We start from the raw sequence: 15,011 nt of genomic DNA, 5'->3' as shown, positions 1-15,011 counted from the left end.
TTTCTTGCATTTAAACTATTGTTTTATCAATTACTGCTTAATAGTATTGTATTTTTCCATTTCAATCCTTCTATTTAATTTCTTAAAATACAAATTTCATCAACTGTTACTTCTAATTTTGCATTAGAGTGACTAATAAATATTATCAAACATATTCCTTTTCTGTTCGTATTCCAGTTAATCTATAATGAGTATCCACTGTAATGATAGACTCCACCCACTCTATTCTCCTCACAACTCTTTCATTTTAATGCCTGCAATAAAGTAATTAAAAGAGGATGTTCAACAAGCTATGTATTTGCCTTTCTACTTTTAGCAAGATCATCCACAAGTTGATTCGTCCGTCTTTTATTTAGCGGATAAAAAATTGCTAGGACTAAAAATCCTACTAAAAACAATACCCCTGGTACCAAGGTGGCAAGTGAATAAATGCCATCCAGTACAACACGCGACTGTGTCCCCCTCGTTGCATCGTATCCTACTACCGTTATGGCAAATCCGGCAAGTCCGCCGGCGAGTGCTTGACCGATTTTTCGTGAAAAGGAGTAGATCGAATAAACGGTCCCATCTTCCCTCATTCCGGTAATATACTCATGATAATCTGCAACATCTGTTACAAATGCCCAAGTGATGATATTGAATAAGTTCATTCCAAACATACCTACTGCGGTTAACATGACAAACAAAGTTACGGAGACATCCGGTAAAAGGTATAAAAGTAAATAGGCAACAGATGCGATGAGTAGTCCCGCTGAACCTATCTCTTTTTTCCCAAACCTCATAACTGCAGGGGTAATGATTGGTATTGCAATAAATACGGTAGCAGTTTGAATAAATCCAACAATACTTAATGCAACCGTTGTACCAAAGTAATTTTTAAACAAATAAATGTTTACAACGCCAATCATCATCATCGTCGTCATAGAAATTAGTGAGACAAGTAACAACCACAGGAGAGATTTGTTTTTTATAAGCGCTATGACAGTTCGTTTTAAATCACCTGTTTTCTTTTCCATCTTAGGTACGGTAATTCGCTCCGTTGATAACCTGACACAAGTTTGAAGAAATGCTAGAGACAAGAATCCAAATATAATTGCCGTCAACAAAAAGCGGTTCGCACTTGCTATATTATTTTCAAATAAAATGAGTGGTCCGCCAACACTAATAATTAACATGGCCATCGACGAACCCATCGTTCTCCAAGTGGATAGTGATGTGCGCTCTACTGGATCATTCGTAATAACGGATGCCATGGAACCGTAAGGAATATTCACGGTAGAATATAAAGTTCCCCACAGAATATACATGACAACTGACCATCCAACATAGAATCCATCCGGCATTCCAGGAATTTTCACAAAAATGAGGACCCCTGCAATGGCAAGCGGAAATGACATACGGAATATCCACGAGATGAATTTGCTTTTGTTTGTATTTCTCCTTGAGTCAAGAAAGCGCCCCCATAGTACATCGACACAGGCATTCCAAATATTTACAATTAAAAATAATATACCAACCATTGCAGCACTAATATGTAAGATATCCGTGTAATAAATCATTAAGTACGTATTTACCAACATAAAGAATAAACTGCTCCCAAAATCTCCAAATAAATAACCTAATTTATCCCTTATACCAAAAGGCTTTACTGATTTCGCAGTATTATTTCCGTAACCCGGTTCTATTTCTTTCTGAGCCTGACTAATCATTTTATTGCCTCCTATTTTCATTTCAACAGCGGGTATTGCAGATTTTCAAGGTACAGTGGGTCAGGTTCATTGTCCCAGATTGACGTAATATAGGTAAGGAGGTTGAGTATATATAAAGTAATGGACAGTGTACCTCTCCCAATGTCCCGAGGTATTCACAAATTCTGTATACATAAATGGATTCTTGCAGAAAATAAAATATTATATACGACTCTTCCCTTCATGTTAAAATGCTCTCAAAGAATATATAAAAATAGATTTCTAACTCAACGTACGTTGTCTATTTATAGAAGAATAAAAAAGAGATCACCTCCAGGATATTAAATCATTCCCCCATTCCTCTAATACGTTAATACTTTACTACACTTGGTGTTAGGCACCATCCCGCTAAACCCTCCAAAGCTAACCAATTGATTAAAAACTCAGTAGTTAGACAAAGCTAGTAATAAAACTGTGCTAAATATTTTATTTGTTAAAGTGGAGGTTATCGTATGGAACTAAGTTTGATGGATATATCTTTAAAAGTAATCCTCGGCTTTTTTTTACTCTTTTTTATTACGAAGATATTAGGAAAAACAACAATAAACCAATTGACACCTTTTGATTTCATCTCAGCAATTGTTTTATCTGAACTTTTAGGAAATGGTATATACGAAGAAAGGGTTACTCTCTTTTATATTATCTATACTGTATTTCTTTGGGGAATCTTAATGATCCTGATGGAAAAAATACTACTTAAATATAAAGGATTCCGTGCTTTTCTAGAAGGAAATCCTTCTATTATTATTCGTGATGGTAAGATTGACAGAAATCAGTTGAAAAAGAACCGAATGAATATTAATCAATTATTAAGCTTACTTAGACAAAGTGAAATTTTTTCTGTCCGTGAAGTTGCCTTTGCCATCCTAGAATCAAATGGCTCTATAAGCATACTAAAAAAGTCTAAGTATCAAAAGGTTACAAATAAAGATTTGCAATTGCCTGAACAGCCTACTTATCTTAGTTCAACATTAATTATAGATGGAGAAATTTTAGAAGATAACATAAAAGCGTTGGGTTTTAATGAAACATGGCTAAGCTCTCAACTCGCAACAAATGGAGTAAATAGTAGCGAAGAAGTACTTTATGCAGACTGGATAAATAATGATGGTATTTATATCATACCTTACCATAAATAATATAATACCTACTAAGATAAAAAATAGGTGAAATGTAAAAAACATGTTAAATAGATTCTTTTGAGTTGTGCAAATTAGGTTAGCTAAGGATCATAACAATGGTGAAAAAAAGGGTGGAAATGAAGATACACTCTTTCCTTCATGTTAAAATGCTTTTAATATATCAGAATTCAATCTCTAAAACTTATTATACGAGGGGGGCAACTAGATGAAGATCCGCTTCGGCTATGTAGCAAATGCGCTAGGATTATGGGATGCAAGCCCATCAAAAACGTTAACTTTCACGCGCTATTCAGCGCTTCCTAAAAACGAGCGAATGGACAAGTTGAAATCTATAACGGCACAAAATTTACATCATACGAAGCGAATTTTGCATTATAATATCGCGCATGAAATAGAATTATATCGCCTTTCAAGCTCACTTGTCCCTTTAGCAACCCATCCGGAAGTTATGTGGGATTTCGTCACTCCATTCAAAAACGAATGGGAAGAAATTGGGAGACTTGTAAGGATATTTAAGCTCAGAGTAAGCTTCCACCCAAATCAATTTACACTGTTCACAAGCCAAAGAGAAGAAGTAACATTAAATGCAGTGAAAGATATGGAATACCATTATAAGATGCTCCAAGCAATGGATGCTCTCGATACAGGATTAATTAATATTCATATTGGTGGTGCCTATGGGGATAAAAATAAGGCATTACATCGTTTCCATAAAAATCTTAAGAAATTGCCAAAAGAAATTAAAAAGCGTATGACTCTAGAAAACGATGATAAAACGTATGATATTCAGGAAACACTCTATACTTGCGAAAAGGAAAACATTCCAATGATACTCGATTTTCATCACCATATGGCGAATAAAGGGGATAATGACCTCCCTCAATACCTAGACCGTATATTTAAGACTTGGAATCACTTTAATATGGTACCGAAAGTCCATATTTCTTCGCCAAAATCAGATCAAGCCTATCGTTCCCATGCTGATTTTGTCTCTTTAGACTTTGTCCTCCCCTTCTTAAAGATGGCAAAGGAACTTGATCAGGACTTTGACATCATGATTGAAGCAAAACAGAAGAACCTTGCTATGCAAAGACTTGTAGAGGAAGTAGCTGCCATTCGGGGAGTCAAACGGATTTCTGGTTCAGCTGTGGAATGGTAAGCGCGGAGAACAAAAGACGCCTTCTGCTAAACTTATGTTAATCCGATATTTTAATGTAAACTGAATTCACACGATTATTTAAACAATTTATTATAAAACCATGATGGTAAAACAACAGGGGGAAAATAACATGACAAACAGCAATCAAAGGAGTTGTCACCAGAACAACGTGAAGAATTACTAGAAACATTGAAAGCCCATTTCAAGAAAAATATGAACCACCATGAAGCTCTTATTTGGGAGAAGGTCCAAGCAAAGCCCGATGCTAATCCTGAAAAAGTGTGGTCACTTAAAGAGATGGAAAGAACTGGAGGTGAGCCGGATGTTGTTGATCATGATAAAGAGAAGAACGAATACATATTTTATGATTGTTCAACGGAAAGTCCCAAAGGTCGCAGAAGTGTTTGTTACGACCGTGCGGCGCTGGAGTCTAGGTAAAAACATAAACCAGAAAACAATGCGATTGATATGGCAACCGACATGGGTATAGAGATTTTAACGGAAGAGCAGTACCTGGCGTTGCAGGAGCTTGAAACTTTCGACATGAAAACATCGGCATGGGTGCAAACACCTTCTGATATTAGAGAACCTTTTTTGCGATTATCGCTACGGCCATGTCTTCTTGTATCACAACGGTGCTACCTCTTACTATGGTTCCAGAGGATTCCGTAGCTCGCTAAGGGTGCGAATTTTGCACGGATAGCTAAATTTGAATTTGAAAACGGATTACCTGGGACAGGATTTAGAATAAGTAGTACTGAAATGATCAATCTTTTTTATGGAAAATCCTTTTCATAAAAACTGTAGAATCCATTGTAAGCAATAGCTTCTTTGATAAGGCGTCAGTCCCCTAGTACTCTAAAGCGCGTTAATACTTGGGGCACCCCAACTATTCTGCTTCTTGCTCAAGCGCATTCACAGCAAGTGTGGCAAAAAAAGCAACTGCCACTTTTATCGCGTCTTCATTCAAGTCATATTCTGGGTGGTGCCATTCGTTTGGTCCGTCAACCCCCATCCAAACGAAGTAACCAGGAATATAAGTTTGATAGAAGGCAAAGTCTTCCCCTGCAGCGCTTGGTTCTGCGTCTACTAATTCATATTCTAGTCCCTTTACAGTGTTCTGTATTACTTCTTCATATGCCCGATCATTATTTACAACAGGCAAATACGCGTCCCACTTGAATTCTACGGTTCCGCCATAGCCCTCTGCGATGGAAATGGCGAGTTGTTTCATCATCCTAGGAATTGCGTCCCGTGCTTCTGGTTGAAACGTTCGTACCGTTCCTTGAAGGACGACTTTGTCTGGGATGACATTCCATGTGTTCCCCCCGTTAATACTTGTAATACTAACGACCGCATTATGAAACAAGTCTAATCTTCTTGCAACAATGGATTGGACACTTGTGACATAGTGACTTGCCATCACAATTGGATCAATCGTGTGATGTGGTATCCCAGCATGACCACCAATTCCATTGAAGGTAATGTCAAATTTATCGACACTGGCCATTAAACCTTCTGATTTAACCCCGATTGTTCCTACAGGTAAGTCTGGTTTATTATGCATCCCGAAAATAGCCTTGACACCTTCTAAAACTCCTTTATCCACTAATGATTTGGCGCCTTGGGCAATTTCCTCTGCTGGTTGGAAAATGATTCGAACTGTCCCATATAACCTATCCCTATGTTTATTTAGTAGAATGGCCGCTCCTAAAACGGACACGGTATGAAAATCATGTCCACACGCGTGCATGACACCATTGTTTTTCGATGGAAAAGGAACAGCGGCCTCTTCCTTGATTGGCAAGGCATCAATATCTGCGCGAATCGCAATCGTTGGCCCTTCTTTTTCCCCTTTAATTTCTGCAATAACCCCTGTATCTAGATCATAAGGAAGAACAGCAATATCGTTTTCCGACAACCAATCTTTTAACTTTTTAGTTGTATTTACTTCTTTAAAGGCGAGTTCTGGATGTTCATGTAAATACCTGCGTTTATCGATTAAATCATGTAAAAGTTCATCGGTTACATGCATTCCTATTTTCCTTTCCCATTAAAGAATTTTTACTTTGTTTTCCGCTTTTTCAATAAAATAAAATAATTGCTTTTTCGTTCGGATGAGAGTTTCTTCGTCTCTTATTGGATTTTCTGCTGTTTTATCGATATGTTCATCTAAGAAATATAGACCTTTTAAATTCTGTCCTTTTAGAGATGCAAGTAATGGTTTCAAGGAATATTCTAATGCTAACATATGAGAAGAACTCCCACCTGTCATCAATGGCAAGACAGGCTTATCTTGTAAAATATCCTGTGGAAGAATATCAAATAATGCCTTTAATACACCGGAATAAGCAGCTTTATATACGGGTGTTCCGACGATAACACCACTAGCATTCTCTATTATTTTTGCAATTCGTTTCACATCTAAACTATTAAAGTTTCCAAACATTAAATCTTCTGCATTGACATCTTTTACAGAGATATGGGTAACAGGTAAATGCTCTTTCTCCAAAATTGAACCGAGATAGTGAAGTACTCGCTCTGATCTAGAGGATATAGAAGGACTCCCTGAAATTATTACAATATCACTCATAGCCATATTTCCTTTCTGTGTTGTTTTATATAATAATCACTATCTGCTTTTGACAGATAGTGACTTAAATTCCTATATGAATCATTTCTATTTGGTAAAAAGCAGGTTACTGCCTATTCAATGCTGCTTCCAAGTATTCAATCCCTACTTCAGTTACTGCTTCGAATTTATTACCTTGGCCAATTTCAACTACAGGTACATGACGAACGCCATATTTTGCTTCTAGAATATCTCTTCTATCATCATGTTCCGTTACGTCAATGGTTTGATAAGGAATCTCTTTTTCTTCTAAATAGTTTTTTACATCCCCACAATAACTGCATCCTTGTTTCGCCCATACTACTACAGATAAGTCTTTTGCCATTTTTATAACTTCCTCTCTCTTATTTAACTGGTTCTGATTTTTTTACAGCATAACGGTTTTCTTTAAATGGAATTCCTAGATTTCCTCTTAATGTGTTACTTTCAAAATTTCGGTTATAATAGCCTTTTTCTTCTAAAATCGGAATTACGTGCTGAATAAAATCATTATATTGATCACCAAGAACGTGCATGTTCACCATAAAACCATCTGCTGCATCGGTTTCAACCCATTCAATCATTTGGTCTGCTACCTGTTCATACGTGCCAAAGAATTTCACTTTTGGAGTGGTTACACGTAAAGCCACTTCGCGTAAGGTAAGGTTCTCCTCTTTCGCCATTTTTTTAATATCATCTGTTGTCGCTTGAAAGCTGTTCTTACCGACATCTCCAATTTCCGGAAATTGCTCATCAACAGGAAACTGACTGAAATCAAAGTGATCAAAGTAACGTCCAAGGAAATTCAAAGCATCCTCCACACTTACTAGATTCATAATTTCTTGATATTTTGCCTCTGCTTCGTCCGTCGTTGCGCCAATAATTGGTGTAAAAGCTGGTAATATAACAACGTCGTCCATATCCCGTCCATGTTCGACAGCCTGCTCTTTGACATCTTTATAGTACTCCTGTGCACTTTCTAGTGTAACCGGGTCAGCAAAAATTGCTTCTCCATATTTAGCTGCGAAACTTCTGCCTGTTTTCGATGCGCCTGCCTGGAAAATAACCGGCTGTCCCTGGTTGGAACGAGCAATATTTAACGGTCCTTTTGCTGTGAAAAAGCGACCTTCATGATCTAATGTGTGCACTTTATTTTTATCGAAGAATTGCCCTGTTTCACGATTCCTGACAAAGGCATCTTCCTCCCAAGAATCCCATAATCCTTGTGCCACTTCGATATACTCTTCCGCCATTTCATATCGTAAGGAATGGTCCGGATGATTTCCTTTGTTAAAGTTCGACGCACTTCCTTCTAAAGGAGATGTGACCACATTCCATCCAGCACGTCCACCACTAATGATATCTAAGGAAGCTAATTGCCGTGCAACATTAAATGGTTCACTATAAGTTGTCGATACCGTTCCGACTAAACCAATTTTTGATGTCACCGTTGCTAGTGCGGATAACAATGTTAATGGTTCAAAACGGTTCAAGAAATGTGGCATTGATTTTTCATTAATATGTAACCCGTCAGCTACAAAAGCAAAAGAAAATCCTGCATCTTCCGCTTTCTTCGTTACAGATATATAGTGATCTAAATTAATGCTCCCATCAATTGGTACATCCTTTGCTTTCCAAGCATTCATATTGAAACCAGGTCCAAATAACATAATTCCTAATTTGATATCCTTCTTCGCCATTATATCTACACTTCTTTCTCATCATATGTTTTATTAAGTTGTTTATAAGTCCCTATCTGTTACATCCATGCCATACCATTTTTCAGAAATCTCTTTAATGGTCCCATCTTCTGTCAGTTTATCAATTGCCTGATTTACTTCTTGGATGAGCTGATCTCCTTCTTCATTTTTAGCGAATGGTAATGCTACTGGTTTCTCACCAAATTGTTCCCCTATAATCTTTAACGGGATTCCTTTATCTTGAATTTGTGCGAGTAAGATCTCTCTGCCAGATACAAAAGCATCGATCTTCTCAGAAGCAACATCACTATAAATGACATCTTGTGTTTCGTAATTCACAACTTCAATATTACTATTTGGAAATTCTTCCAGTAATACGTTTTCGTAGTTTGTTCCCATCACGTTTGCTACTTGTTTCCCCTCTAAATCTTCAAGGGACTTCATGGAATCATTGTTTTCCCCAACAGCGATGACTACCTTTGAGTGATAATAAGGGGTTGTAAAGTTGTATTCTTCTTCTCTTTCAGGTGTAACAGCAAAATTGGCAACCGTATCCACATTGCCTGTCTGCATATTAGCGAGAACACCAGTCCAATCCGTTAGTACCCATTCCACCTCATATCCAATTTCTTTAAATATTGCCTCAAATATATCTACACTAAACCCTTTTAATTCCCCGTCCTCTTTAAAATACTGAGGATACCCATCGGGCATAGCTCCAATTCTTATCACCTTATCCTCCGATGCACCCTCTGCTTGATCGCCACTTGCACTCTGACCGCATGCCGCTAATAAGAGTAATAGAAGCATTAAAATCATAAAACCAATTTTCTTCATGTGTAATCCTCCTTGTTGATCTATCAAAATTATTTACTATATGGTTTATTCAATTTTCTTTCATACCAATCTTGTATCCAACTATATAGAATTGTAAGAATCCAATAAATGATTCCTACTGCAAGATATGCTTCGAAAAACTTTAACGAAGAACTCGCCATCAATTTCCCTTGAGCCAATAATTCAGTAACCCCAATAGTGAAGGCCAAAGATGAATTCTTTATTAACCCAATAAACATATTTCCTGTTGCTGGTAATGCATTACGAATGGCCTGAGGCAGAATAATCCCTCTTAATGCTTGTGGATAGGTCATTCCAACCGTAATTGCTGCTTCTGCTTGACCTTTGTCAACAGATACAAGTCCAGCACGGAAGATTTCAGCAAGATATGCGGACGTATTTAAACTAAAAGCAATGATCGCTGCAGTCCCGGCCCCTATTGAATTCAGCATGGGGAATAACTGGGGTAATCCAAAATAAATCATCAATAATTGTACAAGTACGGGTGTCCCTCGAAAGAACGAAATAAACACTTTTGCTAATTGGTAGAACACTGGTACTTTATTTACTAGAATAAGAGATAGAATGACTCCAATAATCACCGCAAATACCATCGAAACGATTGCTAGATACAATGTAATCGGTATATACTTCAGCAGTTCTGGAAAAATTTCTATCATATAGCCAATATCAAAATTCATAAAAACACCGCCATCGTTATAATTCCACCTTTGACCTCTTGTTGTTATGTTTCCAATCAATCACGTTTTTACTGAAAACAGCTCTCCCTCTTGTGAGATTGCTCCAATTTGTTTGTGATAATCCTTTAGGAACTGTTTTGTTCTTTTATTTTTTGGATGATCAAAAACATCTTCTGGTCTACCTTCTTCCACGATAACGCCATCTGCCATGAATACGATCTTATCCGCTATATCCCGTGCAAAGGCCATTTCATGCGTAACAATAATCATCGTTTTCTCCCTATTAGCAATCCCCGAGATGACGCGAAGAACCTCTCCAACCCATTCCGGGTCAAGGGAAGATGTTGGTTCATCAAAGAGAAGAGCATGTGGATAAACGGCAAGCGCTCTTGCAATTCCAACCCGCTGCTGCTGTCCTCCTGAAAGTTTTATGGGATAGCTATCTACTTTATGATCCATTCCAACTTGTTTTAATAAATCCCGGCCTATTTCATCTGCCTTTTCCTTTTTCATTTTTTTCGTAACGATTAAGGAATGTGTGACGTTCTCTAAAGCTGTTTTATTTTTAAATAGATTATAGTGTTGGAAAACCATCGACGTTTGCTTTCGTATTCGATTTATCTCACTTTTTCTTGTTTTCGTAGCATCTACTGTCATATCGCCAATTTGAATCATTCCTGCATCGGGCTCTTCCAGGAAATTTAAACAGCGAAGCAAAGTAGATTTACCAGAACCAGAGGGACCGATGATCGCAACTACTTCTCCTTCTGCCACTTCAAAACTAATATCCTTTAACACAACTGTGTTATTAAAACTTTTTCTTAAATTGTTGACCTTTATCATGCTATCCCCCCTAGTTGTTAAAAAATCCCATCTTTAGGTAATCCTAGTTGTTTACTCAGGTTTAGGTTATTTATTAGTATACCACACTGCCTAACACTCTACAATACGGTGTATTATAGATATTAAGGTGTTTACTTATAGAAGTTTTCTATAAGCATAATCATAGATTTTTTCACCTTCTTGTTGTGCAATACGAAAAAAATCATCGAAATAAATTGGCTTTTTGCTTTTGTAATAAATACTATTCGTTTTTAACGATAAGTTGGATAGTATAGGTAGATCAATAGCAACTAATTTTCCTTCTTTTAATTCACGACGCACACAAATTTCCGGCAAAAATCCGATTCCTGCCCTATTCATGATTAATTCTTTTGCCGCTTGCATGTTATCTACCTCGTATTGAATATTTGGTAATTGACGAAGGTTTTTAAAAAGGTTGTGAACCATGGACCAGTCTAGTGAACCACATTCAAAGAAAACTAAAGGTTCCGTCGCTAATTCTTCCAAATCCATTTCTTCTAAACTCGCAAAACGATGATTAGGCTGAACCAACAATCGAATTGGACTCTCAAAAACGCGCTGTGATTCTGCTAATGGATGGGATAGACTCCGCGCCAGTCCTATATCTACTTCTCCATTTAATACTTTCTGCAAAATTATATCGCTAGATGCCGTGATAAGTTTTATCTGTACATTCGGGTAGCTTTCATTAAAAATAGGAATGACTTCCGGAATTAAATAGTTGGAGACAAGGCCGGTACAACCAATAACAAATTCATTTTCGGAGGCTTTCTTCTTCAATATCTCTTTTCCTTTTTTATAGGATTGAATAATTGTTTCTGCATACGGCAAAAAAGCCCTCCCTTCATCCGTTACCATAATTTGCTTTCCATTCCGGTCAAAAAGCTTGGTATCAAGATCTCGTTCAAGGGACTTGATACGCGATGTGACAGATGGTTGTGATAAGAAGAGAGCCTTTGATGCTTTATTAATGCTTCCAAAGTGATTTACCAATACAAATGCTAGAATATTTTCGATGTTCATGTTATGTTCCTCTTTCTTCTTGTTGTACGATTCCTGTTTAGCTATAGAGCTATTTTAAATTCAACACGATCCTTTATAAAATCATGACAACCTTTTACAATAAGGTCCTTATCATTGTCCATGGATGCAACATGATAGGAATTCATCAACACGATGCTTTCTTTCACTTCTGAATCAATATTTTTTATCATATAATCTGTATTTGACGGTGGCACAACATAGTCCACGCTCGACTTAATAGCTAGAATCGGACAATTAATATCCTTTAATATTAGTGGTGTCGCATCCATCACCTTCTGCAATTCATTGATTGCATGAATTGGAGTTTTTGAATACGTTATCTCTTTAACCCCTTCCGCCTTAATATCCGGCTCCCCTTCATCTATAAATCTCGGCTCAGTTTTACCCCTTAAATATTCATAGGAAGGAAGCGTTAATGCTGGATTCACAGTAATGATACCTGCAATTTCCTGATGTTTCTTAGCAAGCCAAAGTGCCAATTCACCACCCATGGACTGTCCAAGCACAAAGATTTTTGAGCATTGTTTACTTAACTGCTCGTAACCTCTTTCCAAAGAAAGTAAGAAGTCGTTTGCCGTTTGCTTCTCCAAATCAAGATAATGTGTGCCATGGCCTGCTAATCTTGGAGCAATCACCGTAGCGGCGTTCCCATAAAGCCATGGGAAATTAAAATTCCTGTCTGGCCACTTTTGCTATAAAATTCTTCTGCACCATTCACAACAACAAAATTATGCATGAAACCTTCTCCTCTTATATATTTTTTCAACTCTATGAATTCATAAATTAGGTCGTTTTTATTAATTTTAACTAATCATATCATATTAGTTGGTATTATTGAAGGATTGATTTAGAAATAAAACACATATGTCTATTCTTTGTGATAAAAGACATTCATTCACCTTTACTATCTTTTGATTGACTTCGGAGGGACAGAGAGGCACATGATGATGTAATTAATCTCTCATCAGTTTCTGTGCGGTCCATTTCCGCTCCAGTTTGTGGCTCGATACAAGCTAAACCAGCTAATAGTTGTCAATAATTTTTACTAAAAAAATTAAATTTCTCATAATATACTTAAAATGTACATGCCGAATAACCTTCCTCAAAAAAGCAATTGGGATGTTTTGCTATATTTAGTTAGATATGATTTTTAGGCTATATCTTGGAAAGTAGTTTTGCTTTTTAGTAGAGCGTAAATCCAGTGTTAGAGCTTATTAACGCATGCAATAGTTGCTAGGGCTCTAGGCCGTTCCCTAGAGTGCGCAACAGCCAGAGTAATCCCGGACAGCATCAAAAGCTGACGTATTTGGAAACCAGCCAGCAGTTACGTCACTTTTAATTATTTTGTGGATTGGATGCAAGAATTTAAGTTATTTAGTAGTTTATCCTAACTCTGGCTAGGAGATTAGTAGACATTCTTTGTTTATCCCTAGTTACTTGTTTGAACCGATTTTATTGGTGCGAAAGTTGAGCTATTATAAATTATAGTTTAAATACATTCATCCAAAAGCAATCAAGTACTAGTGTTAGAAATCACTTTGTCATCACTCTCCAATTCTTGAATACGGAATTAAAAAAGCTAACTTAGAGAGTTTCTAAAGTTAGCTTCACTTCTATTAAGATCCCTCTTACATTAATGCTTTCTACTTGTACGGCTGACAAATCTCCTTAGTACACATATATTTTATCCTCATCCAATCCCCACCTCATTCGACTGCATCCACTCATACCCATTCCCATACCAATGACTCGGCTTAGCCTCATCACAAATTACTTTAGATATATTTGATAAGGGGCCTATTTCAAATAATGATTTCTTATCTAATTTTGATGCATCAGTTAGCAGGATAGATTCTTGACTGCAGTGAATCATTGCTTCAGAGACTAGTGATTCATCCATATCGAAATCATAGATTGAGGAATTCGTTACGCCGCCACAGGAAATAAAGGCACGGTTAAAACTAAATCGTTTCAAAAATTCAACCGTATAGGCGCCCTTCACAGATGCTTGATACGGATTTGTGATACCAGGTAGCATGATAACCTGACCAGTTATCCGCTGTTCTTCAATCGCTAAATTAAATCGGCTAGCCGCACTTAGCGAGTTCGTGACAATAGTTAACCCTTGCACATTGTCTAGCATATCTGCAATATGCACTGTCGTTGTCCCAACATCGATAGCTATTGTTTCTCCATGTTGAATAAGTGCTGCAGCTCTTCTAGCAATTTGCTTCTTCTCGCCAATATGTATAGACATTTTTTTCTCGAATACCATTTCCTTTTGTGTCTGGATAAACGGTACTGCCCCACCGTGAATACGTGTTAGTTGCTCATTTACTTCGAGTTCTGCTAAGTCTCTTCGTATGGTTTCAGGGGTAACATCTAGTCCTTCTGCTAGATCAGCTACCCAGATTTTCTCCTGTAGTTCTAATTGATTTAGAATTTGCAAATGCCGCTCTTCTTTATTCACCCGTCTCCCCCTCACCTATTTACTAGTCTTTTCTTTACATTCTATTACAATCTTACAAGATACTCATACCATTTTACTAATAATAGATACGCGTATCATTTTGACCTTTAAACCAACCTTTAACTTTACGTTCCTTTTTCTGAAAGGTTGGAAGTATGATTTTCATAATCACAAAGCAAGGAAAACTAATTCCTAGAAAGGGAATGAACCCAGGTACTTGGTTTACGATAAAATAATACAACCCGAGAGAGGCAGCAAGTAAAATCATTGTTCCAAGATGGGTAAATGGATAAATCAATGCATTTTTTACATACTGCATAAACGATAGTTCAGAATGTGTAAAAATAGGAAATAGGATTAATAACGATAGAAGTGAAAAGACAAAGAATAAAAGCATAAAATGCGCTAATACGAACATTCCAAAGCTAGTAATCGACATGAAATAGCGAAAATCGATCCAAAGAATTGCTGCAATCAGTACGATAACATACCCTAGTGCATTACTTTTACAAAAATCCTTTCGATAGTAATATATAAAATCCTTTGTCATTTTGACGGATCTTTTTTTCATAAGAAATTTACGAAGTACTGCAAATAGTGCATGTGTTGCTGGAAATATACCCAATATACCGAAACCAACCAGCGTGAATCCGACCCAAAGGAAATTTAATATGAGTAGGCGATACACCCATTCCCCTGCATTATTTATCTTATTTCCTATATCCTGCATGCTCA

14 protein-coding genes and 1 pseudogene are annotated in these 15,011 nt (G+C 37.0%); 3 read left to right on the top strand and 12 right to left on the bottom strand.

Going from position 1 to position 15,011, the window contains the following annotated elements; genetic code table 11:
- Nucleotides 1–290: 290 nt before the first annotated feature.
- Entirely contained in the window at nucleotides 291–1,709 is a 1,419-nt protein-coding gene (locus BV906_RS17640) for an MFS transporter (RefSeq protein WP_087974939.1), read from the bottom strand.
- A gap of 491 nt (nucleotides 1,710–2,200) precedes the next feature.
- Here BV906_RS17640 and BV906_RS17635 point away from each other — a divergent pair, with 491 nt between their 5' ends.
- The 3 genes and pseudogenes from BV906_RS17635 (at nucleotide 2,201) to BV906_RS17625 (ending at nucleotide 4,752) form a co-directional block, all read left to right on the top strand.
- On the top strand, nucleotides 2,201–2,887 hold the full coding sequence (locus tag BV906_RS17635; RefSeq protein ID WP_087974938.1) for a DUF421 domain-containing protein: 687 nt from the start codon (nucleotides 2,201–2,203) through the stop codon (nucleotides 2,885–2,887).
- A 208-nt stretch (nucleotides 2,888–3,095) separates the two neighbouring features.
- Entirely contained in the window at nucleotides 3,096–4,049 is a 954-nt protein-coding gene (gene uvsE, locus BV906_RS17630) for a UV DNA damage repair endonuclease UvsE (RefSeq protein ID WP_087974937.1), read from the top strand.
- A 153-nt stretch (nucleotides 4,050–4,202) separates the two neighbouring features.
- A pseudogene (locus tag BV906_RS17625) lies at nucleotides 4,203–4,752 on the top strand (DUF4256 domain-containing protein).
- Nucleotides 4,753–4,938: 186 nt separating this feature from the next.
- Here the strand turns inward: BV906_RS17625 and BV906_RS17620 are convergent.
- The 11 genes from BV906_RS17620 to BV906_RS17570 all read right to left on the bottom strand — a co-directional run bounded on the left by BV906_RS17620 (nucleotide 4,939) and on the right by BV906_RS17570 (nucleotide 15,006).
- Nucleotides 4,939–6,084 carry an amidohydrolase gene (locus tag BV906_RS17620; protein WP_087974936.1) on the bottom strand — a complete coding sequence of 382 codons (1,146 nt, stop codon included), beginning with the start codon at nucleotides 6,082–6,084 and terminating at the stop codon, nucleotides 4,939–4,941.
- An 18-nt stretch (nucleotides 6,085–6,102) separates the two neighbouring features.
- On the bottom strand, nucleotides 6,103–6,642 hold the full coding sequence (gene ssuE, locus BV906_RS17615; protein WP_087974935.1) for an NADPH-dependent FMN reductase: 540 nt from the start codon (nucleotides 6,640–6,642) through the stop codon (nucleotides 6,103–6,105).
- A 106-nt stretch (nucleotides 6,643–6,748) separates the two neighbouring features.
- Nucleotides 6,749–7,006: a glutaredoxin family protein gene (locus tag BV906_RS17610; RefSeq protein ID WP_087974934.1), complete on the bottom strand. Its 258-nt coding sequence runs from the start codon at nucleotides 7,004–7,006 to the stop codon at nucleotides 6,749–6,751.
- A gap of 19 nt (nucleotides 7,007–7,025) precedes the next feature.
- Nucleotides 7,026–8,360, bottom strand: coding sequence for an LLM class flavin-dependent oxidoreductase (locus BV906_RS17605; protein WP_087974933.1), 1,335 nt, complete (start codon nucleotides 8,358–8,360; stop codon nucleotides 7,026–7,028).
- 42 nt (nucleotides 8,361–8,402) lie between these two features.
- A complete protein-coding gene (locus tag BV906_RS17600; protein WP_087974932.1) occupies nucleotides 8,403–9,197 on the bottom strand; it encodes a transporter substrate-binding domain-containing protein in 795 nt (264 codons plus the stop codon).
- A 29-nt stretch (nucleotides 9,198–9,226) separates the two neighbouring features.
- Nucleotides 9,227–9,898 carry an amino acid ABC transporter permease gene (locus BV906_RS17595; RefSeq protein ID WP_087975012.1) on the bottom strand — a complete coding sequence of 224 codons (672 nt, stop codon included), beginning with the start codon at nucleotides 9,896–9,898 and terminating at the stop codon, nucleotides 9,227–9,229.
- 60 nt (nucleotides 9,899–9,958) lie between these two features.
- Nucleotides 9,959–10,741: an amino acid ABC transporter ATP-binding protein gene (locus BV906_RS17590; RefSeq protein ID WP_087974931.1), complete on the bottom strand. Its 783-nt coding sequence runs from the start codon at nucleotides 10,739–10,741 to the stop codon at nucleotides 9,959–9,961.
- Nucleotides 10,742–10,876: 135 nt separating this feature from the next.
- The gene (locus BV906_RS17585; protein WP_087974930.1) at nucleotides 10,877–11,785 is read right to left on the bottom strand and encodes a LysR family transcriptional regulator; all 909 of its coding nucleotides are present in this window, start codon (nucleotides 11,783–11,785) and stop codon (nucleotides 10,877–10,879) included.
- Between the two features lie 41 nt (nucleotides 11,786–11,826).
- A complete protein-coding gene (locus tag BV906_RS17580; protein ID WP_342744418.1) occupies nucleotides 11,827–12,441 on the bottom strand; it encodes an alpha/beta hydrolase in 615 nt (204 codons plus the stop codon).
- A gap of 1,055 nt (nucleotides 12,442–13,496) precedes the next feature.
- Nucleotides 13,497–14,276 carry a DeoR/GlpR family DNA-binding transcription regulator gene (locus BV906_RS17575; protein WP_087974929.1) on the bottom strand — a complete coding sequence of 260 codons (780 nt, stop codon included), beginning with the start codon at nucleotides 14,274–14,276 and terminating at the stop codon, nucleotides 13,497–13,499.
- Between the two features lie 76 nt (nucleotides 14,277–14,352).
- A complete protein-coding gene (locus tag BV906_RS17570) occupies nucleotides 14,353–15,006 on the bottom strand; it encodes a YesL family protein (RefSeq protein WP_176330403.1) in 654 nt (217 codons plus the stop codon).
- Nucleotides 15,007–15,011 lie beyond the last annotated feature (5 nt).

The sequence above is a fragment of the Oceanobacillus rekensis genome (assembly GCF_002153375.1).
Lineage (GTDB): Bacteria > Bacillota > Bacilli > Bacillales > Amphibacillaceae > Oceanobacillus > Oceanobacillus rekensis.
The sequence above is the reverse complement of the archived record's forward strand: the minus strand, read 5'-3'. Positions and strand labels throughout refer to the sequence as shown.

Excerpts from the sequence above, each read along its gene's own strand:
- BV906_RS17640 (WP_087974939.1), bottom strand. The coding sequence starts at position 1,709 with ATGATTAGTCAGGCTCAGAAAGAAATAGAACCGGGTTACGGAAATAAT.
- BV906_RS17635 (WP_087974938.1), top strand. The coding sequence starts at position 2,201 with ATGGAACTAAGTTTGATGGATATATCTTTAAAAGTAATCCTCGGCTTT.
- uvsE (WP_087974937.1), top strand. The coding sequence starts at position 3,096 with ATGAAGATCCGCTTCGGCTATGTAGCAAATGCGCTAGGATTATGGGAT.
- BV906_RS17620 (WP_087974936.1), bottom strand. The coding sequence starts at position 6,084 with ATGCATGTAACCGATGAACTTTTACATGATTTAATCGATAAACGCAGG.
- ssuE (WP_087974935.1), bottom strand. The coding sequence starts at position 6,642 with ATGAGTGATATTGTAATAATTTCAGGGAGTCCTTCTATATCCTCTAGA.
- BV906_RS17610 (WP_087974934.1), bottom strand. The coding sequence starts at position 7,006 with ATGGCAAAAGACTTATCTGTAGTAGTATGGGCGAAACAAGGATGCAGT.
- BV906_RS17605 (WP_087974933.1), bottom strand. The coding sequence starts at position 8,360 with ATGGCGAAGAAGGATATCAAATTAGGAATTATGTTATTTGGACCTGGT.
- BV906_RS17600 (WP_087974932.1), bottom strand. The coding sequence starts at position 9,197 with ATGAAGAAAATTGGTTTTATGATTTTAATGCTTCTATTACTCTTATTA.
- BV906_RS17595 (WP_087975012.1), bottom strand. The coding sequence starts at position 9,898 with ATGAATTTTGATATTGGCTATATGATAGAAATTTTTCCAGAACTGCTG.
- BV906_RS17590 (WP_087974931.1), bottom strand. The coding sequence starts at position 10,741 with ATGATAAAGGTCAACAATTTAAGAAAAAGTTTTAATAACACAGTTGTG.
- BV906_RS17585 (WP_087974930.1), bottom strand. The coding sequence starts at position 11,785 with ATGAACATCGAAAATATTCTAGCATTTGTATTGGTAAATCACTTTGGA.
- BV906_RS17570 (WP_176330403.1), bottom strand. The coding sequence starts at position 15,006 with ATGCAGGATATAGGAAATAAGATAAATAATGCAGGGGAATGGGTGTAT.